Source organism: Allobosea sp. P4_H5, from assembly GCF_056400825.1.
Window position 1 is genome coordinate 53227 of record NZ_JBFUKM010000010.1, and the last position, 19770, is coordinate 72996.

The window sequence follows — 19770 nt, forward strand, 5'->3', positions numbered from 1 at the left end:
CGGCCCCACCGGGATCGGAGAGGTGGGCCATGAACAACGTCGTCGCATTTCGGCATTCTGCAATCTCGCTGGCGCAGGTGTCGGCCTGGTCGAGCCTGCGTCGGAACAGCAACGCACCCCTGCTCGCGGCCATGCCGAGGCGGCAGGCCTTGGTCGCGGAATGGCGCATCAATGCAGCTGACGGGCGCCTGGAATGCCGCTGGCGCAGCGAGGGCGGGGAGCAGCGCGACGAGGATGGCAGTTGCCGCTCAGGGTGCAGGCGCGCCGCCTGACCAAGTCGCTCAGCCCGCAAGGCCGGCCACCGGCCGCAGCCACCTCCATCCCGCCGAGGTTCCCATGGCGTTTCTGTCGAACCGCGATACGAGGTCCAGTGCGCTCGCCGTGCTGACGCGCAATCGTGTCCTGCCCAATCTCTATGATCTGGCGGCGTTCGCGCTGCTCGCTGCATTAGCTGTGCTGGCGCTGCATGGCGCAGCGGCGATGCGCGCGCCGCTTTCCGGCCTCGCCAGCGAGCCGGTCGTACTCGATCCGGCGCTGCTGCCGGACTATGCGCTGCGCACGACCATGCGAATGTTCGCGGCGATCATCGCCTCGCTTGCCTTCACCTTCACCATCGCAACGCTGGCGGCCAAGAGCCGGCGCGCCGAGATGGTGATCATCCCGGCGCTCGATATCCTGCAATCGGTGCCGGTGCTCGGCTTTTTGACCTTCACCGTCACCTTCTTCATGGGGCTGTTCCCGGGCAGCCAGCTCGGCGCCGAATGCGCCTCGATCTTCGCGATCTTCACCAGCCAGGCCTGGAACATGGCCTTCTCCTTCTACCAGTCGCTGCGCACGGTCCCGCGTGATCTCGACGAGGTCAGCCGCAGCTTCGGCCTGTCGTCCTGGCAGCGCTTCTGGCGGCTGGAGGCGCCCTTCGCCATGCCGGGGCTGGTCTGGAACACGATGATGTCGATGTCGGGCGGCTGGTTCTTCGTCGTCGCCTCCGAGGCGATCACGGTCGGCGACACCACCGTGCAATTGCCGGGCCTCGGTTCCTGGCTGGCGCTCGCGATCAAGCAGCAGGATTTCGCCGCCGTGGCCTGGGCGGTGCTGGCGATGGCGATCGTGATTGGCCTCTACGACCAATTGCTGTTCCGGCCGATCGTCGCCTGGGCCGACAAGTTCCGCTTCGAGCAGACCGCCGGCCAGCAGAAGCCGCGCTCCTGGGTGCATGGCCTCGCCCGGCGCACCCGCCTGCTCAAGCGCCTGACGGCTCCGCTCGCCTGGCTGGGCGGCCGGCTGCTGCTGGTGCGGTTCCGCAGTGCGCCGCCGGTGCGCCGCGAGGTCAGTGCGGGTACCGGCAAGGTGCTCGACCGGGCCTGGCTCGCGCTGGTCTTCGCCGTCGGCGCCTGGGCGATGTGGACCGCCATCGCCTATCTCGCTCAGAGCCTGTCCTGGTCCGATGCCTGGGACCCGCTGGCGCGCGGCCTCGTCACCTTGCTGCGCGTCACCCTGCTGATCGCCGTCGCCAGCCTGATCTGGATCCCAGTCGGCGTCTGGATCGGCCTGCGCCCGGCCGTCGCCGAGCGCGTCCAGCCAGTGGCGCAGTTCCTCGCGGCCTTCCCGGCGAACGTGCTGTTCCCCTTCGCCGTCATCGCCATCGTCGCGACCGGTGCCAGCCCCGACATCTGGCTCTCGCCGCTGATGGTGCTCGGCACGCAATGGTACATCCTGTTCAACGTCATCGCCGGGGCGAGCGCCTTCCCGACCGATCTGCGCGAGGCGGCTAGCGTTTACCAGCTGCGCTCGTGGACGTGGTGGCGGCGCGTCATGCTGCCGGGGATCTTCCCCTATTACGTCACCGGCGCTCTGACCGCGTCCGGCGGCTCCTGGAACGCCAGCATCGTCGCCGAAGTCGCGAGCTGGGGCGACACCAAGCTCGAGGCCTATGGCCTCGGCGCCTACATCGCCAACGCGACCGAGGCCGGCGACTTCCCGCGCGTCGTGCTCGGCATCGCCGTCATGTCGCTCTTCGTCACGCTCTTCAACCGCCTGCTCTGGCGCCCGCTCTATGTGATGGCGGAACGCCGGATGCGCCTCGACTGACCCTTTTGGCAAGAGGATGCCGCCATGAACGAGATCATCGCGACCCGCGATTTCAAGGCCGGGAAGGCCACCCCGCTCGTCAGCGCCAAAGAGATCTGCCAGAGCTATGACAAGGGCGCGGCCGGCTCGCTGGTCGTGCTCGACAAGGTCGATGTCGAGCTCCGGCCCGGCGAGATCGTCGGCCTGCTCGGCCGCTCCGGCTCGGGCAAGTCGACGCTGCTGCGGGCGATCGCCGGGCTGATCCAGCCGAGCGGCGGCACCGTCACCTTCGAGGGTCGGGCCGTGACCGGGCCGAGCTCGGGCGTCGCCGTGGTGTTCCAGAGCTTTGCGCTGTTCCCCTGGCTGAGCGTGCTGGAGAATGTCGAGCTCGGTCTGGAGGCGCAGGGCGTCGCGCCGGCCGAGCGACGCAAGCGCGCGCTCGCCGCCATCGACCTGATCGGCCTCGACGGTTTCGAGAGCGCCTATCCGAAGGAGCTCTCCGGCGGCATGCGCCAGCGCGTCGGCTTGGCGCGCGCGCTCGTGGTGCGCCCCAAGGTTCTGCTGATGGACGAGCCGTTCTCGGCGCTCGACGTGCTCACCGCCGAGACGCTCCGCACCGACCTGCTCGACCTCTGGTGCGAGGGGCGGATGCCGATCGAGGCGGTCCTGATGGTGACGCATAACATCGAGGAAGCCGTGCTGATGTGCGACCGCATCCTGATCTTCGGCTCCAATCCCGGGCGGGTCATCGCCGAGCTGAAGGTCGAGCTGCCGCAGCCGCGCAACCGTCTCGATCCCGCCTTCCGCACCTTGGTCGAGGACATCTATGCCCGCATGACCGCGAAGGCCGGCGCGCCGGCCCGTGACGGCTTCTTCCCCGGAACCGGCATCGCCATGGCGCTGCCGCGGGTCTCGACCAATCTGATGGCCGGGCTGATCGAGACGATCGCGGGCGCGCCCTATCGGGGAGAGGCGGACCTGCCGCCGCTCGCGGCCGAGCTGCATCTGGAGATCGACGATCTCTTCCCGGTGGCCGAGACGCTGCAGCTGCTGCGCTTCGCCGATCTCGAAGGCGGTGACATCAGGCTGACCGCCGCCGGGCTGCGCTTTGCCGACGCCGATGTCGACGGGCGCAAGCGCCTCTTCGCCCAGCAGCTCGCGGCCTATGTGCCGCTCGCCGCCCATATCCGGCGGGTGCTCGACGAGCGCTCGAGCCACAGGGCGCCGGCGCCGCGTTTCCGCGACGAGCTCGAGGACCATATGTCGGAGAACTATGCCGCGACGACGCTGAAAGCGGTGACGAACTGGGCCCGCTATGGCGAATACTTCGCCTATGACGAGGATGCCGACCTGTTCACGCTGGACAATCCGAGCTGATGCCCGGGCTGGACAGACCGGCCATCGGCCTGTCTTGTCCGATATGTTGGTCGGACGGGCGGGCGGCGAAGGACGGAGCATGATGCGCGATCGCGAGCGCATGCGCATCGAAAGGCCATGGCTCTGGCTCGGCCTGATCGTGGCGATGGCCTCGATCTTCATAGCCGATACCTTCACCAGCCTGGAGATCGCGGTCGCCGTCCTCTATGTCGCGGTTATCCTGATCTCGGTCAGGTTCGATCGGCCGGTCGTGGTCGTCTCGTTTGGCGCCGGCAGCGCTGTGCTGACGGTGCTGAGCTATCTGCTGACGCCGCGCGGAATCCAAGAGACTGGCCTGGCGAACGGAGCTCTGAGCCTGATCGCCATCGGTGCGACCACCTATCTGGCCTTGCGGATCGGAGAGGCGGAGGCGCGCGTCCGGCAAACCCAGGCCGAGCTGGCCCATATGGCGCGCGTCACCACCATGGGCGAATTGACTGCCTCTATCGCGCATGAGGTCAGCCAGCCGCTGGCCGGGATCGTCGCCAGCGGCCATGCCGCCTTGCGCTGGCTCGCGGCGACACCGCCCGATAGCGGCGAGGCCAAGCGAGCACTGCAGCGCGTCGTCGCCGATGCCGACCGGGCGGGCGAGGTGATCGGGCGCGTACGCAACCTCGTGGCCAAGGCTCCGCCCTCGCGCGACCGGCTCGATCTGGTCGCGCTGATCGAGGAGGTTCTGGCCCTGACCCGCGGCGAGCTGCGCAGGAGCCGCGTGGTGCTCCAGACCGATCTTGCCGATGACCTGCCGCAACCGCTCGGCGACAAGGTCCAGCTCCAGCAGGTCGTGCTCAACCTTGTGATCAATGCAGCGGAGGCGATGGGCGGGCTGGATTCAGGACCGCGCGATTTGCTCGTCAGCACGGCGAGCGATGGCCGCACGATCACGGTGAGCGTCCGTGACACCGGCACCAGCCTGTCGCCGGCTGCGATCGAGCAGGTCTTCGAGGCCTTCCACTCGACCAAGCCGGGTGGGATGGGCATGGGCCTGGCGATCAGCCGCTCGATCGTCGAGGCGCATGGCGGAGCGATCTATGCCGCCATCAATCTTCCGCGCGGCATGGTCTTCGGCTTCACCTTGCCGGTGGCCGGCCCGGTATCGGATGAGCGCCATGGATAAACCAGCCACCATCTTCGTCGTCGACGACGATGTCTCGGTTCGCGAGGGGCTCGACAGCCTGCTCCGCTCGGTCGGTTACGCAGTTTCGACTTTCGCGTCGGTGCGTGAATTCGCCTTGCTGCGGCGCCCGGACACGCCGTCCTGCCTCGTCCTCGACGTCAGGATGCCCGGTCCGAGCGGCATGGATTTCCAGGCCGAGCTCGCCGGGTTGAACGATCCGATCCCGATCGTCTTCCTCACCGGCCATGGTGATGTGCCGATGGCGGTGCGGGCGATCAAGGCCGGCGCGGTCGAGTTCCTGCTGAAGCCGTTCCGCGAGCAGGACCTGCTCGACGCAGTACGAACGGCGATCGAAAAGGACGAGGCGAGGCGCCGGGACGACGCGGCGCTCGCGGAGCTGAAAGAGCGCTTTGCGACGCTGACGGTGCGGGAGAGGGAGGTGCTCGCCTTCGTCGTGCAAGGGCGCCTCAACAAGCAGATCGCGGCCGATCTCGGCCTGAGCGAGGTGACCGTGAAGGTGCATCGCGGCGAGGTGATGCGGAAGATGGGCGCCGCGACACTGGCCGATCTGGTCCGGCTCGCCGATCTCATCGCGGGAAAGGAGAGGGCGATCCGATGAGGGTGGACGTTCTCGGGCTTCAGGCCTTCGTCAGCATCGCCGAGCGCGGCAGTTTCCGCGCCGCAGCCTCGCATCTCAACCTGTCGCAGACGGCCCTCAGCCACCGCATCCGCAAGCTCGAGGAATCGCTGGGGACACCGCTCTTCTTGCGCACGACGCGGCAGGTCTCGCTGACCGCGGCCGGCACGACACTGCTGCCGCGGGCGCGGCGCATCTTCGAGGACCTGGGCTTCGCCATCAACGAGGTCAGGGTCGATCTGCGCCAGGGTGACGAGCAGGTCTCGCTCGGCTGCCTGCCGACGGTGGCGGCGCATTGCATGCCGGCCGTGATCGCCGCCTTCGCGGAGCGCCATCCCGGCGTCGGCGTCCGCATTCACGACAACTCGGCGTCCGAGATCGCCGACAAGGTCCAGTCGGGCGAGGCCGAGTTCGGCGTCACCATCGTCGCCGCCAATCGCTGGGACCTTGAGCTGAAGCCGGTGGTCAAGGAGCCTTTCGTGCTGGTCAGCCATCGTTCGATGCCCCTGGCGCAGGCGAGCTCGCTGACCTGGGCGCAATTGCAGGACGAGCCGCTGGTGCGGATCAGCGCCGAGACCGGCAACCGCATCCTGATCGACGATGCGCTCGGGGCCCGGCGCGAGAGCCTGACCTGGCGCTACGAGGTCCAGCGCGTCGTCACCGCGGTCAGCCTGGTGCGTTCGCGCATCGGCTACGCGGTGGTGCCGCAGCTTTCGCTCGATGTCGTCGATGCCGGCGATCTGGTGGCGATCCCACTACGCTCGCCGGCCGTCACCCGGACGCTCGGCATCATCACGCGCAAATCGGTGCCGCTGCGGCCGGTGACGCGGGATCTGATCGCGCTATTGAGCCAGGCGCTGAAGCGCAGCGTCGTGCCGCGGCGAGATGAAGAAAAGTAATCAATCGCTGCATTCTTATCATTTGATGGCAGAATGGCTTTGGCCGAACCTCGCGGCGGGACGAAACGTGCGAGGAGAGGCCGGCCATGGCAGGCGCCAACACGGCAGCGATCGCCTTCATCGGTTTCGGCGAGGTCGGCCAGGCCTTTTCGCGTGGGCTGCTGGCCAATGACCACGTCGCCATCCGCGCCTATGACCTGCTCTTCGGCAGCGAGGCCGGCAGCCGTCTGGAGACGGCGGCGCGGGAGCTCGGAGTCGTCCGCGCTGTGTCCGCACGGGAAGCCTGCACGGGCGCGACCTTCGTGTTCTCGGCAGTCACTGCCGACCGTGCCGAGGCTGTCGCGAGCGAGGCGGCCGCCTGGTTGAAGCCGGGGCAGGTCTTCGTCGACGTCAATTCCGCTGCGCCTTCGACCAAGCAGCGGGCAGCGCAGGCTGTCACTGCAAGCGGTGCCGACTATCTCGAAGCCGCGGTGATGGCTCCGGTGCTGAAGCCTGGCCTCAAGGTCGCGATCCTCTCCGGCGGCCCCAAGGCGCAGGCCGCATCCGAGGAGCTCAACGGACTCGGCATGAACCTGACGCCGGTCTCGGAGGTCTATGGCCGGGCCTCGGCGATGAAGCTCTGCCGCTCGATCGTGATCAAGGGACTGGAGGCGCTGATGGTCGACTGCGCCGCTGCCTGCGAGGCCTGGGACGTCAAGGACCCGGTCTTCGCCAGCCTCAACGCGACCTTTCCGTCGATCGACTTCGATGCGCTCGCCGCCGACATGCGCGAGCGCGTCGCGACGCATGGCGTGCGCCGTTCGGCCGAGATGCGCGAGGCGGCCGAGATGCTGGCCGCGGCGGGTTTTCACCCGGGGCTCTCCGCCGCGATCGCCGACGCGCAGCTGCGCGGGGCTCGCCGCAAGGAGGGGGCCCGGTGATGCAGGATCGTCGCTCCGTCCTCGCCGGCCTCGGGCTCGCCGGTTTCGCCGGGCTGGCGCCAGCGCGGGCTCAGCCGGAGTGGCCGAGTCAGCTGATCCGGATCGTCGTGCCGTTCACGCCCGGCGGTAGCACCGACGTGCTGGCGCGATTGATCGCCAGCAAGCTCGAGCGCAGCATTCCCGGTAAGGGCTTCGTGATCGAGAACCGGCCGGGCGCCGGCGGCATGACGGCCTCCGGACAGGTCGCCAAGTCTGATCCCGACGGGCACACGCTGATGATGGGCCATATCGGGACGTTGGCCTTCGCGCCATCGCTCTACCCGAACGTGCCCTATGACCCGATCAAGGATTTCCAGCCGGTCGCGCTCGTCGCCATGCTGCCGAACATCCTGGCGATCAATCCGAAGCTGCCGGCCAAGACCCTCGGCGAGTTCATCGCCTACGCCAAGGCGAACCCTGGCAAGCTGAACTATTCGTCGGGCGGGCAAGGCAGCGCCGCCCACATCGCCACGGCTTATTTCTGCCATCGCGCCGGTATCGAGGCGACGCATGTGCCCTATCGCGGCACCGCACCTTCGGTGAACGACCTCGTCGCAGGCAACATCCAGTTCACGCTGACGGGCGGGCCGGCGGTGCTGCCCTTAGCGGAAGGTGGGCAGCTCCGGACCCTCGGCGTCGCCGCACGCGAGCGCGTCGGCTTCGCACCGGACCTGCCGACGCTCTCCGAGAGCGGCCTGCCGGATTTCGAGGCGGTGCAATGGTACGGGATGGTGGCGCCGGCGCGTACGCCGCCACAAATCGTGGAGCGGCTCAATCGCGAGATCAACGCGCTGCTCGGCCAGCCCGATTTCGCCGGGGCGCTGGCCAAAGATGGCGCCATCGCCCGACCGGAGACGCCGGAGGGTTTCGGCAAATTGATCGGCTCGGAACTCGTGCTCTGGCGCGAGGTCATTACCCGTGCCGGCATCAAGGCGGCGGAGTGAAGCGATGGGCCAGCTTGCCATCCCCTGCATGCTGATCCGCGGCGGCACCTCGAAGGGCGCCTATTTCCTGCGCGACGACCTGCCGGCCGACATCGCGGCGCGCGATGCCTTCCTGCTCGCGGTGATGGGCTCGCCCGACAAGCGCCAGGTCGACGGTCTCGGCGGCGCCCACCCCTTGACCAGCAAGGTCGCGATCGTCTCGGCCTCCAGCGAACCCGGCTGCGATATCGACTTCCTGTTCGCGCAGGTCGGTGTCGAGACGGCTTCGGTCGATACCACCCCGAACTGCGGCAATATCCTCGCCGGGATCGGCCCGTTCGCCCTGGCCCGCGGCTTGGTGCAGGCAAGCGGCGCGCGCACCACGGTGCGGGTCCGCACGATCAATACCGGCACCATCGCCGATCTCACCATGGATACGCCGGACGGGCAGGCGAGCGCCGAGGGTTCCGCACGCATCGACGGCGTGCCGGGGACCTCGGCGCCGATCGATATCGGTTTCCTCGATGCCGAGGGCTCGGTCTGCGGGGCGCTATTGCCGACCGGGAACGTGGTCGACGTGATCGAGGGCGTGCCCTGCACGTTGATCGACAACGGCATGCCGGTGATCGTGCTGCGGGCCGCTGATGTCGGACGGACCGGTTACGAGCCACGCGACCAGCTCAACGAGGACGCGGAGCTCAAGGCCCGGATCGAAGCGATACGCTTCGCCGCCGGACCACTGATGAATCTCGGCAACGTCACCAGGAAGGTCGTGCCGAAGATCGCGCTGGTCGCGCCGCCGCAGGCCGGGGGGGCGATCTCAACCCGCAGCTTCATCCCGCATGAGTGCCACGCCTCGATCGGCGTCTTCGCCGCGGTGACGGTCGCGACCGCCGCTGTCCTGCTGGGCTCGCCCGCGGCATCTGTCGTGGCGATGCCTGAGGGGCACGAGCGTTCTCTCTCGGTCGAGCACCCGACCGGCGAGTTCACGGTGACACTGACGGTGGGTGGAACCACGGCGCAGCCGGTGGTCGAGCGAGCCGGGCTGCTGCGCACCGCCCGCATCCTGATGGCAGGGCAGGCCTTCGTGCCGGCCGGCAGATTGTGAGAGAGGAGCGCATGCGATGAGCGCCCAGAAGACAGGACTGGTGATCACCGCCCACCCCGGCGATTTCGTCTGGCGCGCTGGTGGGGCGATCGCCCTGCACGCCAAGCGCGGCATGCGCGTCAAGATCCTCTGCCTGTCCTATGGCGAGCGCGGCGAAAGCCAGTTCGCCTGGAAGAAGGCGGGCGTGCAGATGGCGGAGGTCAAGGTCCAGCGCCGCGAAGAGGCGGAAGCCGCCGCCGCCGCGCTCGGCGCCGAGATCGAGTTCATGGATGCCGGCGATTATCCGCTGCGCACCACCGAGCCGATGCTGGAGCGCGCCATCGACATCTTCCGCGAACTCAACCCGAGCTTCGTGCTGACCCATGCGCTCGAAGATCCCTACAACGTCGACCATCCCGAGGCGACGCGCTTCGCCCAGGAGGCCCGCATCATCGCGCAGGCGGCCGGGCACAAGCCCGATCCGGATCGCGCCTATGCCGCGCCGCCGGTCTTCCTATTCGAGCCGCACCAGCCCGAGCAGTGTAATTTCAAGCCGAACGTGATCCTCAACATCGACGAGGTCTGGGAACAGAAGCGCAAGGCGTTCGAGATCCTCGCGGCGCAGAAGCACCTCTGGGAATACTACACCCGCGTCGCGCTCAATCGCGGCATGCAGGGCGGCCGCAACTCTGGCAAGGCGATGACCTATGGCGAGGCCTATCAGCGCCTCTTCCCGGAAGCGCTGGAGACACTGGCATGAACCCCGTCGTCTTCCGCACCAGGAAGCGCGCCCCGGCCGCGGCGATGGCCGATCTCGCAGAGCTCGGCGTCTCGACCACGCATGAGGCTATGGGCCGCAGCGGCCTGCTGAAGCCCTATCTGCGACCGATCTATGCCGGCGCGCAGATCGCCGGCGGGGCAGTGACGGTGCTGGCCCAGCCCGGCGACAACTGGATGATTCATGTCGCGATCGAGCAGGTGCAGCCGGGCGACGTGCTCGTCGTCGCCTGCACCGCCGACAACACCGACGGCATGTTCGGCGACCTGCTCGCGACCTCGCTGAAGGCGCGCGGCGGCATCGGCCTCGTCATCGATGCCGGCGTCCGCGATGTTCGGACGCTGACCGAGATGGGCTTCCCGGTCTGGTCGCGGGCGATCTCGGCCAAGGGCACGGTCAAGGCGACGCTCGGCAGCGTCAACGTTCCGGTGGTCTGCGCCGGGGCGCTGATCCATCCCGGCGACGTGATCGTCGCCGATGATGACGGGGTCGTTGTCGTGCCCAGGCGCAATGCCGAAGCGGTCGCTGCCGCCGGCCGCAAGCGCGAGGCCAATGAAGACGAAAAGCGTAGACGCCTGGCTGCTGGCGAACTCGGTCTGGACATGTACGCTATGCGCGACGGCCTCGCCAAAGCGGGCCTTATCTATCGCGACGACGAAGACGAATAATCCAACGAAAGCCCCGGCAAGGGGTTCGGCCAAACACTCGGGAGGAACGACATGACCATTCGCAGGACGGTTCTCAAAGGAATGCTCGGCCTGGCTCTGACCGCCTCGGTCAGCGGCGCGGCTCTGGCGCAGGATGCGGTCAAGATCGGCCTGATCCTGCCGATGACCGGTCCCTTCGCCTCGACCGGACGGCAGATCGTCGCGGCGGCCAATCTCTACATCCAGGAGAAGGGCGCGACCGTCGCCGGCAGGAAGGTCGAGCTCATCGTCAAGGACGACACCGGCACCGCCGACGTCACCCGCCGGATAGCGCAGGAGCTGATCGTCAACGACAAGGTCACAGCGATCGCCGGCTTCGGCCTGACGCCGCTGGCGCTCGCCACCGCGCCTCTGGCGACGCAGGCGAAGACACCGATGGTGGTGATGGCGGCGGCGACCGCGATCATCACCGAGCGCTCGCCCTTTATCGTGCGCACCAGCCAGGTCGTGCCGCAGATCGCCGCGCCGTTCGGAGCCTGGATCGCCAAGCAGGGCACCAAGCGCGTCATCACCATCGTCTCCGACTTCGGCCCGGGCCATGATGTCGAGAGCTCGTTCTCGGAGGCGTTCAAGGCCGGCGGCGGCCAGGTCGAGAACATCCGTGTGCCCCTGCAGAACCCTGACTTCTCGCCCTTCCTGCAGCGCGTCGCCGACGCCAAGCCCGAAGCGCTGCTGGTCTTCGTGCCATCCGGCGTCGGTGCCCAGTTCATGAAGCAGTTCGTCGAGCGCGGCCTCGACAAGAGCGGCATCAAGCTGATCGGCACCGGCGACCTGACCGATGACGACATCCTCAACGGCATGGGCGATGTCGCGCTCGGCGTCATCACCGCCCAGCACTATTCGGCCTCGCATGACAGCCCGGAGAACAAGGCCTTCGTCGAGGGCTTCAAGAAGGCAAATCCTGGCCTGCGTCCCAACTTCATGGCCATCGGCGGCTATGACGGCATGCATGCGCTCTATGAGGGTCTGAAGAAGACCAAGGGCGAGGGCGGGCAGGCGCTGGTCGACGCGATGAAGGGGATGAGCTGGACGAGCCCGCGCGGGCCGATCTCGATCGATCCCGAGACCCGCGACATCATCCAGAACGTCTACATCCGCAAGGTCGAGCGCGTGAACGGCGAGCTCTACAATCAGGAGTTCGAGACGATCCCCAACGTCAAGGATCCGACCAAGGCCAAGAAGTAAGCCGGCCAGGGCGGACCCGACGTGCTCACCATCCTGTTCGACGGCGTCGCCTACGGCATGATCCTGTTCGTGCTGGCCTGCGGGCTGTCCGTGACTATGGGGTTGATGAACTTCATCAACCTCGCTCACGGCGCCTTCGCCATGTTCGGCGGCTATGTCACCGTGCTGGCGATGCAGCGGCTCGGCCTGCCGTTCCTGTGGGCGCTGCCGGCGGCCTTCCTTGCCGCCGCGCTCGCAGGGCTGGTGCTGGAGCGGCTGGTCTACCGGCCGATGTACGCCAAAAGCCATCTCGACCAGGTGATGTTCTCGATCGGGCTGGTGTTCATGTCGGTTGCCGGCGCCGACTACCTGATGGGCTCGAGCCAGCAATTCGTGCAGCTGCCGGCCTGGCTGAGCGGGCGCTTCGATGTCGCCGGCATCGGTGTCGGCCGCTACCGGCTCTTCATCATCGTGCTCTGCGGCGCCCTGGCCTTCGCGATGCAATGGGGTTTCACCCGCACGCGCTTCGGCAGCCGGCTGCGCGCCGCGGTCGACGATGCCAGGGTGGCGCGCGGCCTCGGCATACCTGTGAACCGGTTGTTCGCGCTAACCTTCGCCTTCGGCTCCGGGCTCGCGGGGCTTGGCGGGGCGCTCGGCATCGAGCTGATGGGGCTCGATCCGACCTTCCCGCTGAAGTTCATGATCTACTTCCTGATCGTCGTGACGGTCGGCGGCACCTCGACCATCTCCGGCCCATTCTTCGCGGCGATGCTGCTCGGGGTCGCCGATGTCGCCGGCAAGTACCTGGTGCCGCAGCTCGGCGCCTTCATCATCTACGCGCTGATGGTCGTCCTGCTGATCACAAGGCCGCACGGCCTGTTCGCCAGGGGCCGGGCATGAGTGCCGGCAGCATCGAGGCGCGCGTCCGGCGCTCGCTTTATGGCGCGCGACGCTGGCATCCGGCCGAGATCGTGTTCTGGGTCCTCGCCGTGGCGGCCTTCTTCCTGCTGCCGCGCCAGCTGCTGATCCTCAACGAGATCGCGATCCTGGGGCTCTTTGCCGTCTCGCTCGACCTGATCCTCGGCTATGCCGGTATCGTCTCGCTCGGGCATGCCGCCTTCTTCGGCTTCGGCGCCTATGCGGCCGGGCTGTTCGCCAAGCATGCCAGCGCCGATCCGCTGGCGGGCCTCGCCGTCGGGATGGGAGCGGCTGGACTGCTCGGCCTGCTCACCAGCCCGCTGATCCTGCGCGGCAGCGACCTGACGCGGCTGATGGTGACACTCGGCGTCGCGCTGATCCTGGGGGAGCTGGCGAACTCGCTTGGCGGCATCACCGGCGGCGCCGACGGCCTGCAGGGCATCATGATGGGGCCGGTGCTTGGCCTGTTCGAGTTCGATATCTTCGGCAAGGTCGCCTATCTCTATTCGCTCGCCGTGCTCTTCGTGCTGTTCGTGCTGGCGCGGCGCATTGTGTGCTCGCCCTTCGGCCTGTCGCTGCGGGCGATCCGTGACAACCCGCTCCGTGCCTCGGCGTCCGGCGTGCCGCTGCACTGGCGGCTGGTCGCGGTCTACACATTGGCGGCGGTCTATGCCGGGGCGGCGGGGGCGCTGCTCGCCCAGACCACGCAGTTCGTCTCGCTCGACGTGCTTGCCTTTCATCGCTCGGCCGATCTGATGCTGGTGCTGATCATCGGCGGCGCCGGTTATCTCTATGGCGGGCTGATCGGCGCCGTCGCCTTCAAGCTGCTGCAGGACGTGATCGCCAGCTTCACACCGCAATACTGGATGTTCTGGATCGGGCTGTTCCTCGTCCTGTTCGTGCTTGGCGGGCGCGAACTGATCCATGGCGGGATCAAGGCTGTCGCAAGCCGGATCGGTCTTCTTCGCCGGAGGTCGCCGATATGAGCGTGGCGCTCCAGACCTTCGACCTCTGCAAGAGCTTCGGCGGCATCACCGCGACCGATCATGTCGATTTCACGCTGGCGAAGGGCGCGCGCCACGCGTTGATCGGCCCGAACGGCGCCGGCAAGACCACCTTCGTCAACCAGTTGACCGGAGTGTTGCGGCCAAGCTCCGGCCGGGTCGAGCTGATGGGCGAGGACATCACCACGCTGCCGCGCGAGGCCCGCGTCGGACGCGGGCTGGCGCGCACTTTCCAGATCAACCAACTCTTCGCAACGATGACGCCGGTCGAGATGATCGCGCTTGTGACCTCCGAACGCCTCGGCCGTGGCCGTCAGCCCTTGCGCGCGCTCGACAGGGACAAGGAGCTCATCGCCGAGACCGCCGAAATCCTTGCCCGCTTCAAGCTCGACGACATCATGGACGAGCGCATTGCGACCTTGCCCTATGGCAAGCAGCGGCAGATCGAGATCGCCGCCGCCTTCGCCGCGAGGCCGAGCGTGCTGCTGCTTGACGAGCCGGCGGCGGGAGTGCCCGAGGCCGAGCGCCGCGAGCTGATGGCGACGGTCGCCGGACTGCCGGACGATGTCTCGGTGCTGCTGATCGAGCACGACATGGACCTCGTCTTCCGCTTCGCGACGCGGATCACGGTGCTGGTCAATGGCCGCCTGCTCGCCGACGGCACACCGGCCGAGATCGCCAATGATCCGGCCGTCCGCGCCGCCTATCTCGGGGAGCACGGCCATGGCTGAGCTCCTCAAAGTCGAACGCCTCAGCGCCGGCTATGGCGAAGCCCAGGTGCTGTTCGACATCGATCTATCGCTCGCCGAGGGCCGTTCGCTGGCGCTGCTCGGCCGCAACGGCGTCGGCAAGACCACGCTGGTCAACAGCATCATCGGCGTCACCCGCCGCCGCGGCGGCAGGATCGTGCTCGCCGGGCGCGACATCACCACAGCCTCGCCCGAGCAGCGCGCCCATGCCGGCATCGGCTGGGTGCCGCAGGAGCGCAATATCTTCAAGTCTCTGATCGTGCTGGAGAACCTGACCGCCGTGGCGAGGCCGGGCCCGTGGACGACCCAGCGTGTCTTTGCGATGTTTCCGCGCCTCGCCGAGCGCAAGGCCAATCTCGGCAACCAGCTCTCCGGCGGCGAGCAGCAGATGCTGGCGATCGGCCGGGCGCTGATGCTCAACCCCAAGCTTCTTTTGCTCGACGAGCCGACGGAAGGCCTCGCGCCGATCATCGTCGAGGAGTTGCTGCGCGCCCTGAAACGCCTCGTCCGCGAGGAGGGGCTCTCGGCGATCGTGATCGAGCAGCACGCCCGCAAGATCCTCGAACTCACCGACGAGGCGATCGTGCTCGAGCGCGGCCGCGTCGTCCTCTCAGCGGGGAGTGCCGAACTCCTCGCCGACCCGTCACGGCTGGAGCGCCATCTCGGCCTCGCAGCCGCCTGAGCCAACGACAGAACCGAGGAAAGGAAACGCCATGAGCCAGAGACAGAAGCCGCCGTTCCGGGGCGACATGGTCGGCAGCCTGCTGCGCAGTGCGCCGGTGAAGGACGCCCGCGCCAAGCTCGCGGTCGGTGAGATCGGTCAGGCCGAGCTGACCGCGATCGAGGACGAGGAGATCAAAAAGCTCGTCCGCAAGCAGGAGGAGGTCGGCCTGCAGGCGGTGACCGATGGCGAGTTCCGCCGCGCCTTCTGGCATTTCGACTTCCTCGATGGCCTTTCCGGCGTCACCAGCTTCGAGACCGATTCAGGCATCCAGTTCAAGGGTGTCAGCACCAAGGGCCATGCGGTTCGCGTCACCAGCAAGCTCGACTTCCCGGACGACCACCCGCATCTCGCCCATTTCAAGTTCCTGGCCTCGGTCACCAATCGCGTGCCGAAGATGACGATCCCGAGCCCGTCCATGCTGCATTATCGCGGCGGCCGCAAAGCGATCGATCCGAGCGCCTATCTGCGGATCGAGGACTATTACGAGGACCTCGGCAAGGTCTACGCCAAGGCGATCAAGGCCTTCTACGATGCCGGCTGCCGCTATCTGCAGCTCGACGACACCAGCTTGTCCTATTTCTGCGATCCCGAGCAGCGCAAGATGCTGGCCGAGCGCGGCGATGACCCGGAACAGCTGGTCTTCATCTATCGCGACGTGCTCAATGCGGCGCTGAAGGCGAAGCCCGCCGACATGCAGATCACCACCCATACCTGCCGCGGCAATTTCAAATCGACCTTCATCGCCTCGGGCGGCTACGAGCCGGTCGCCGAAATGGTCTTCAACGAGATCAATGTCGACGGCTATTTCATGGAGTGGGACGATGACCGCTCCGGGGGCTTCGAGCCGCTGCGCTTCCTGCCCAAGGGCGACAAGCAGGTTGTGCTCGGGCTGGTCACCTCGAAATTCGGCGAGATCGAGAGCAAGGGCAATCTCAAGCGCCGGATCGAGGAAGCGTCCAAATACGCGCCGCTCGAGCAGCTCTGCCTGTCGCCGCAATGCGGCTTCGCCTCGACCGAGGAAGGCAACGTTCTGGCCGAGGACGAGCAATGGGCCAAGCTCTCGCGCATCCTCGAGGTCGCGAAGGAGGTCTGGGGATGAGCGGGGAGCCCTGCTTCGACATCGCCCATCTCGGCCATGTCGAGCTCTTCACCGACAAGCCGCAGGAGAGCCTCGACTTCTTCGTCGACATCTTCGGGCTGACGGAAAGCGGGCGCGAGGGCGACAGCGTCTACTTGCGCGCCTGGGACGACTACGAGTTCCACACGCTGAAGCTCACCGCGGCGAAGACCACGGGCGTCGGCCATATCGGCTATCGCGCCAGCAGCGAGGCGGGGTTGCTGCGACGTGTCGCGGCGATCGAGGCGATGGGCTGCGGGATCGGCTGGGTCGAGGGCGATCTCGGCCATGGCCGGGCCTATCGCTTCCGCGATCCGGATGACCATGTCTTCGAGATCTATTTCGAGACCAACAAGTATGCCGCTCCCGAGAAGGAGCGGCCTGCCCTGAAGAACCAGGCGCAGCGCAACCATGGCCGTGGCTGCGCCGTGCGCCGGCTCGACCATCTCAACCTGCTGGCGCAGGACGTCGCGACGATCCGGGAGTTCATGCCCAAGGCGCTGGGCAGCCGCGTGACCGAGCAGATCGTGCTCGATTCCGGCGAGGTCGGCGGCTGCTGGTTCACCGTCAACAACAAGAGCTACGACATCGCCTACACCCGCGACCACACGCCGGCGCGCGGGCGCTTCCATCACGTCACCTATGCCGTCGACCAGCGCGAGCACATCCTGGAGGCGGCCGATCTCTTCCTGGAGAACGGCGTCTTCATCGAGACCGGGCCGCACAAGCACGCGGTGCAGCAGACCTTCTTCCTCTATGTCTACGAACCCGCCGGCAACCGCGTCGAGATCGCCAATGCCGGCGCGCGCCTGATCCTCGATCCCGATTGGAAGACGGTGACCTGGACGGAAGAAGAGCGGAAGAAGGGCCAGGCCTGGGGGCTGAAGACGATTGAGAGTTTTCACACTCACGGCACGCCGCCGTCGGGCAAATAGCGCGGCTTTGAGAGCGCTGAAGCTGCGCGCTCAAACCACTTCCGAGACGATCTTGGCGATCAGCGCATTCGACAGGATGACGGGGAGGCCAACTGCGGCCGCCTCCTGGCGATGGCGCTCGACGAAGCCCATGCAGTCCATCAGCAGGATCTGCGCGCCGTGCTCGGCGAGGTGCTCTGCGGCTTCGGCGACTGATGGGCCGTCGCCACCATAGGGCGAGGCGGCGGCATAGATCGGCGGACGGGCGAGCGGCGCCCATTTCCCGGCCTCCGAGGCGATCTGCTCAGTGAGCGGCACGATGATGCCGAGCTGGGCGTCCTGAACCAGGGCCGCAACCGTCGGCGGCAGAATGCGGTCCGGCTCGATCAGGCGGGCCCGCTCGGTCCGCAGGCTTGCGAAATGGCCGGTGCAGAGCATCAGGATTGTGCTGCAGCCGGCAGCTTCGAGCGCGGCGAGCTTGGTTTGCGCTGCGCGCTCGGTGCGCTGGCGGTCGATGACGACGGAGGTCCCATCGAGCAGCTTGGTAATCAGGAGCGCGCCGCCGACCTCGGGTGCGAAGTCCCGGGCGATCTCCTCGTGCGACAGTCCGTCGAGCACGCCGGTGTGCAGCCGCGGCAGTTCGGCGCCCAGCACCGCGTCGAGGATCGGTGTGATGTCGGAGCGCGGCGCCTGGCCGATGGTGAGGGTGCCGAGCTTGGCCATGGCTGCTTCCTCCCTGTTGCCGCGCCGTCTTTCCGGGGCGTTGCGAAGCAACGAGCCCGGAATCCAGAACCGATGTCATACCCGGCAAGGCGCCGTCTGATCAGAGCCTCGATCGATGAAGCTCATTGGTTCTGGGTTCCGGGCTCATCGCTGCGCGATGCCCCGGAAAGACGCGGTGTTGCCTCAAGGTTTGTTGAAGTTCTTCGAGACGGAGTCGAAGAAGGAGAAGATCGCGTCGCCGGCGATGACGCCTGCGGCGAAGACCTCCATGTCGCCTTCGCCATCGGCGCCGCGCAGCTTCTCCCAGATGAGACGGCAGAGGATGCCGGCCAGAACCGCCCAGCCCGCCATCGGGAAGTTGATCAGGAGGCCGGTGGCAAAGAGCACACCGATCTGGCGCTTCGGCCCGCCGACGAATTGCAGGATCGCGCCGGGGATCGCCCAGAGGAAGAGCTGCCAGGCGACGCCGGGCGCGACGCCGGCCTTGATCGTCGCGGCATAGACCTTGTCGACGGGGGCGACGAGGTTCCGGTCGAAGAAGGACTGGTAGGAGACCAGCACGACCGCGCCGGCAATGACGAAGGCGAACATCGCGGCAAAGAGCTGCTGGCGGCGGCCCTCGCGCTCGAAAGCGGGGTCGACGCCGTTGCCGCGCAGCAGGTAACCGGCCTTGAGGTCATAGCCCATGTCGGCGAAGGCTGGTCCGGTCGCGGCCGAGAAGCCGACCAGCAGCGCCAGCGCCGGCATTGGGAAGCCAATCAGCATGCCGATGATCAGGGTGATCAGTGCCACCGCGAAGGCCGGGAACCAGCCGGAATGCATCGCGGCGAGGCCGACGATCAGTTCATGCACATAGGCGGCGAAGGCGGCGTAGAGCACGAACAGCATCAGCATGCCGATCGACATGTCGGTCATCAGCCCGCCGACCAGCGCGATGAAGATGGCAATGACGAGGTAGCCGATCGTGCCGAGCCCGAGTGCGCGCTTCACCTCGGCATCGGAAGTACCCGAGGCGGCCTCGGCCTGCTTCTGGGCTTCGTCGCGGCGGAAGAGCAGCAGGCCGACCTGGAGCAGTGCGACGAGGCCGGCACCGATCATGAAGCCGTGCGGGATGTAGGCGGCCATCAGGTCGCCCTTGGGGATGACGGTCTCGAAGAGCGGGCCGCCGAAGATCTGGCTGGAATAGCCGCGCAGCAGCAGGCCGATGCCGAACATGGTCAGTGCCCAGATATTGCCGATGAAGGCGACGCCGAAGGCGGACATCGGGATGCTCGACATCGCGGCCGAGCCGGCGAAGCCGATCCAGGCCAGCGGCACCTTGACGAAGCCAATGAGGATGGCGGTGACGAAGCCGACGCCCATCAGCACGGCTTTGCGGCCGCCCTCGTCGCCGGCCTTGATCGCCTCGGCGGCGGCGACGCCCGGCGGCCAGGCGCCCGTCGCCGGGAAGACGCGGGAATCGAACATCCGGTAGAGCAGGTAGGCGTCGAGCAGCATGGCGAAGAAGGCGCCGGCCAGCATCGGCAGCACCAGGTCCGGCCGACCGAGCAGCCAGGGGATGCCGACCGGCAGCAGCAGGCTGTTCGCCGCGCCGAAGGTGGCCGAGGAGATCGCGCTCTGGGCCAGGTTCTGGACGTGGATCGAGCGGTAGCGCGCGAACATCGCGAGCGGCACGCGCGCCAGAGCCATGGCGGCGAGCGCGCCGATCAGCGAGGTGTTTGCGGTGATCCCCAGCGAGACCAGCAGCTGCATCCCGATGATCGCGCCGAAGACGCAGAGGATCGCGATCAGCGCCAGCGTCGCCGGCTCGAACAGGCTGGGGTGCCGCTGAGGCACTCCGTCATTTTGCGTCGTCATGCCTCAGTCC

General features: G+C 67.3%; 20 protein-coding genes. 18 read left to right on the forward strand and 2 right to left on the reverse strand.

Annotation, left to right across the window (positions count from 1 at the left end):
- Positions 1-29 precede the first annotated feature (29 nt).
- The 18 genes from AC1DS0_RS20400 (at position 30) to AC1DS0_RS20485 (ending at position 17201) form a co-directional block, all read left to right on the forward strand.
- On the forward strand, positions 30-272 hold the full coding sequence (locus AC1DS0_RS20400; RefSeq protein WP_476816114.1) for a hypothetical protein: 243 nt from the start codon (positions 30-32) through the stop codon (positions 270-272).
- Positions 273-336: 64 nt separating this feature from the next.
- The gene (locus tag AC1DS0_RS20405) at positions 337-2088 is read left to right on the forward strand and encodes an ABC transporter permease (RefSeq protein WP_476816115.1); all 1752 of its coding nucleotides are present in this window, start codon (positions 337-339) and stop codon (positions 2086-2088) included.
- Positions 2089-2112: 24 nt separating this feature from the next.
- Positions 2113-3444 (forward strand): ABC transporter ATP-binding protein, encoded by a 1332-nt coding sequence (locus tag AC1DS0_RS20410; protein WP_476816116.1) that lies wholly within the window; start codon positions 2113-2115, stop codon positions 3442-3444.
- A 79-nt stretch (positions 3445-3523) separates the two neighbouring features.
- Positions 3524-4600, forward strand: coding sequence for a sensor histidine kinase (locus AC1DS0_RS20415; RefSeq protein WP_476816117.1), 1077 nt, complete (start codon positions 3524-3526; stop codon positions 4598-4600).
- Positions 4593-5219, forward strand: a complete 627-nt coding sequence (locus AC1DS0_RS20420) for a response regulator transcription factor (RefSeq protein ID WP_476816118.1) — start codon at positions 4593-4595, stop codon at positions 5217-5219. Before AC1DS0_RS20415 ends, AC1DS0_RS20420 begins: the two co-directional genes overlap by 8 nt.
- Positions 5216-6136: a LysR family transcriptional regulator gene (locus tag AC1DS0_RS20425; RefSeq protein ID WP_476816119.1), complete on the forward strand. Its 921-nt coding sequence runs from the start codon at positions 5216-5218 to the stop codon at positions 6134-6136. Before AC1DS0_RS20420 ends, AC1DS0_RS20425 begins: the two co-directional genes overlap by 4 nt.
- Before the next feature lie 86 nt (positions 6137-6222).
- Positions 6223-7056 (forward strand): DUF1932 domain-containing protein, encoded by an 834-nt coding sequence (locus AC1DS0_RS20430; protein ID WP_476816120.1) that lies wholly within the window; start codon positions 6223-6225, stop codon positions 7054-7056.
- Positions 7056-8039 (forward strand): Bug family tripartite tricarboxylate transporter substrate binding protein, encoded by a 984-nt coding sequence (locus AC1DS0_RS20435; RefSeq protein ID WP_476816309.1) that lies wholly within the window; start codon positions 7056-7058, stop codon positions 8037-8039. Before AC1DS0_RS20430 ends, AC1DS0_RS20435 begins: the two co-directional genes overlap by 1 nt.
- Positions 8040-8043: 4 nt before the next feature.
- A complete protein-coding gene (locus tag AC1DS0_RS20440; protein WP_476816121.1) occupies positions 8044-9126 on the forward strand; it encodes a 4-oxalomesaconate tautomerase in 1083 nt (360 codons plus the stop codon).
- A gap of 16 nt (positions 9127-9142) precedes the next feature.
- Positions 9143-9865: a PIG-L deacetylase family protein gene (locus AC1DS0_RS20445; protein WP_476816122.1), complete on the forward strand. Its 723-nt coding sequence runs from the start codon at positions 9143-9145 to the stop codon at positions 9863-9865.
- Positions 9862-10551, forward strand: coding sequence for a 4-carboxy-4-hydroxy-2-oxoadipate aldolase/oxaloacetate decarboxylase (locus AC1DS0_RS20450; protein WP_476816123.1), 690 nt, complete (start codon positions 9862-9864; stop codon positions 10549-10551). Before AC1DS0_RS20445 ends, AC1DS0_RS20450 begins: the two co-directional genes overlap by 4 nt.
- Before the next feature lie 51 nt (positions 10552-10602).
- A complete protein-coding gene (locus AC1DS0_RS20455) occupies positions 10603-11775 on the forward strand; it encodes an ABC transporter substrate-binding protein (RefSeq protein ID WP_476816124.1) in 1173 nt (390 codons plus the stop codon).
- Between the two features lie 21 nt (positions 11776-11796).
- Positions 11797-12654 (forward strand): branched-chain amino acid ABC transporter permease, encoded by an 858-nt coding sequence (locus AC1DS0_RS20460; protein ID WP_476816125.1) that lies wholly within the window; start codon positions 11797-11799, stop codon positions 12652-12654.
- Entirely contained in the window at positions 12651-13658 is a 1008-nt protein-coding gene (locus AC1DS0_RS20465) for a branched-chain amino acid ABC transporter permease (protein ID WP_476816126.1), read from the forward strand. The genes AC1DS0_RS20460 and AC1DS0_RS20465 overlap by 4 nt, the downstream gene beginning before the upstream one ends.
- A complete protein-coding gene (locus tag AC1DS0_RS20470) occupies positions 13655-14407 on the forward strand; it encodes an ABC transporter ATP-binding protein (protein ID WP_476816127.1) in 753 nt (250 codons plus the stop codon). Before AC1DS0_RS20465 ends, AC1DS0_RS20470 begins: the two co-directional genes overlap by 4 nt.
- A complete protein-coding gene (locus AC1DS0_RS20475) occupies positions 14400-15107 on the forward strand; it encodes an ABC transporter ATP-binding protein (protein ID WP_476816128.1) in 708 nt (235 codons plus the stop codon). The genes AC1DS0_RS20470 and AC1DS0_RS20475 overlap by 8 nt, the downstream gene beginning before the upstream one ends.
- Positions 15108-15138: 31 nt before the next feature.
- Positions 15139-16248, forward strand: coding sequence for a 5-methyltetrahydropteroyltriglutamate--homocysteine S-methyltransferase (locus tag AC1DS0_RS20480; protein WP_476816129.1), 1110 nt, complete (start codon positions 15139-15141; stop codon positions 16246-16248).
- On the forward strand, positions 16245-17201 hold the full coding sequence (locus AC1DS0_RS20485; protein WP_476816130.1) for a catechol 2,3-dioxygenase: 957 nt from the start codon (positions 16245-16247) through the stop codon (positions 17199-17201). The genes AC1DS0_RS20480 and AC1DS0_RS20485 overlap by 4 nt, the downstream gene beginning before the upstream one ends.
- A gap of 30 nt (positions 17202-17231) precedes the next feature.
- On the opposite strand, the gene AC1DS0_RS20490 is transcribed toward AC1DS0_RS20485, so the two are convergent.
- Positions 17232-17903, reverse strand: coding sequence for an AroM family protein (locus AC1DS0_RS20490; protein ID WP_476816131.1), 672 nt, complete (start codon positions 17901-17903; stop codon positions 17232-17234).
- A 183-nt stretch (positions 17904-18086) separates the two neighbouring features.
- Complete coding sequence (locus AC1DS0_RS20495) at positions 18087-19760, reverse strand: OPT/YSL family transporter (RefSeq protein ID WP_476816132.1); 1674 nt, start codon at positions 19758-19760, stop codon at positions 18087-18089.
- Positions 19761-19770 lie beyond the last annotated feature (10 nt).

Excerpts from the sequence above, each read along its gene's own strand:
- AC1DS0_RS20435 (WP_476816309.1), top strand. The coding sequence starts at position 7,056 with ATGCAGGATCGTCGCTCCGTCCTCGCCGGCCTCGGGCTCGCCGGTTTC.
- AC1DS0_RS20445 (WP_476816122.1), top strand. The coding sequence starts at position 9,143 with ATGAGCGCCCAGAAGACAGGACTGGTGATCACCGCCCACCCCGGCGAT.
- AC1DS0_RS20440 (WP_476816121.1), top strand. The coding sequence starts at position 8,044 with ATGGGCCAGCTTGCCATCCCCTGCATGCTGATCCGCGGCGGCACCTCG.
- AC1DS0_RS20470 (WP_476816127.1), top strand. The coding sequence starts at position 13,655 with ATGAGCGTGGCGCTCCAGACCTTCGACCTCTGCAAGAGCTTCGGCGGC.
- AC1DS0_RS20490 (WP_476816131.1), bottom strand. The coding sequence starts at position 17,903 with ATGGCCAAGCTCGGCACCCTCACCATCGGCCAGGCGCCGCGCTCCGAC.
- AC1DS0_RS20430 (WP_476816120.1), top strand. The coding sequence starts at position 6,223 with ATGGCAGGCGCCAACACGGCAGCGATCGCCTTCATCGGTTTCGGCGAG.
- AC1DS0_RS20485 (WP_476816130.1), top strand. The coding sequence starts at position 16,245 with ATGAGCGGGGAGCCCTGCTTCGACATCGCCCATCTCGGCCATGTCGAG.
- AC1DS0_RS20420 (WP_476816118.1), top strand. The coding sequence starts at position 4,593 with ATGGATAAACCAGCCACCATCTTCGTCGTCGACGACGATGTCTCGGTT.
- AC1DS0_RS20480 (WP_476816129.1), top strand. The coding sequence starts at position 15,139 with ATGAGCCAGAGACAGAAGCCGCCGTTCCGGGGCGACATGGTCGGCAGC.
- AC1DS0_RS20465 (WP_476816126.1), top strand. The coding sequence starts at position 12,651 with ATGAGTGCCGGCAGCATCGAGGCGCGCGTCCGGCGCTCGCTTTATGGC.
- AC1DS0_RS20405 (WP_476816115.1), top strand. The coding sequence starts at position 337 with ATGGCGTTTCTGTCGAACCGCGATACGAGGTCCAGTGCGCTCGCCGTG.
- AC1DS0_RS20495 (WP_476816132.1), bottom strand. The coding sequence starts at position 19,760 with ATGACGACGCAAAATGACGGAGTGCCTCAGCGGCACCCCAGCCTGTTC.
- AC1DS0_RS20425 (WP_476816119.1), top strand. The coding sequence starts at position 5,216 with ATGAGGGTGGACGTTCTCGGGCTTCAGGCCTTCGTCAGCATCGCCGAG.
- AC1DS0_RS20450 (WP_476816123.1), top strand. The coding sequence starts at position 9,862 with ATGAACCCCGTCGTCTTCCGCACCAGGAAGCGCGCCCCGGCCGCGGCG.
- AC1DS0_RS20415 (WP_476816117.1), top strand. The coding sequence starts at position 3,524 with ATGATGCGCGATCGCGAGCGCATGCGCATCGAAAGGCCATGGCTCTGG.
- AC1DS0_RS20410 (WP_476816116.1), top strand. The coding sequence starts at position 2,113 with ATGAACGAGATCATCGCGACCCGCGATTTCAAGGCCGGGAAGGCCACC.
- AC1DS0_RS20475 (WP_476816128.1), top strand. The coding sequence starts at position 14,400 with ATGGCTGAGCTCCTCAAAGTCGAACGCCTCAGCGCCGGCTATGGCGAA.
- AC1DS0_RS20455 (WP_476816124.1), top strand. The coding sequence starts at position 10,603 with ATGACCATTCGCAGGACGGTTCTCAAAGGAATGCTCGGCCTGGCTCTG.
- AC1DS0_RS20400 (WP_476816114.1), top strand. The coding sequence starts at position 30 with ATGAACAACGTCGTCGCATTTCGGCATTCTGCAATCTCGCTGGCGCAG.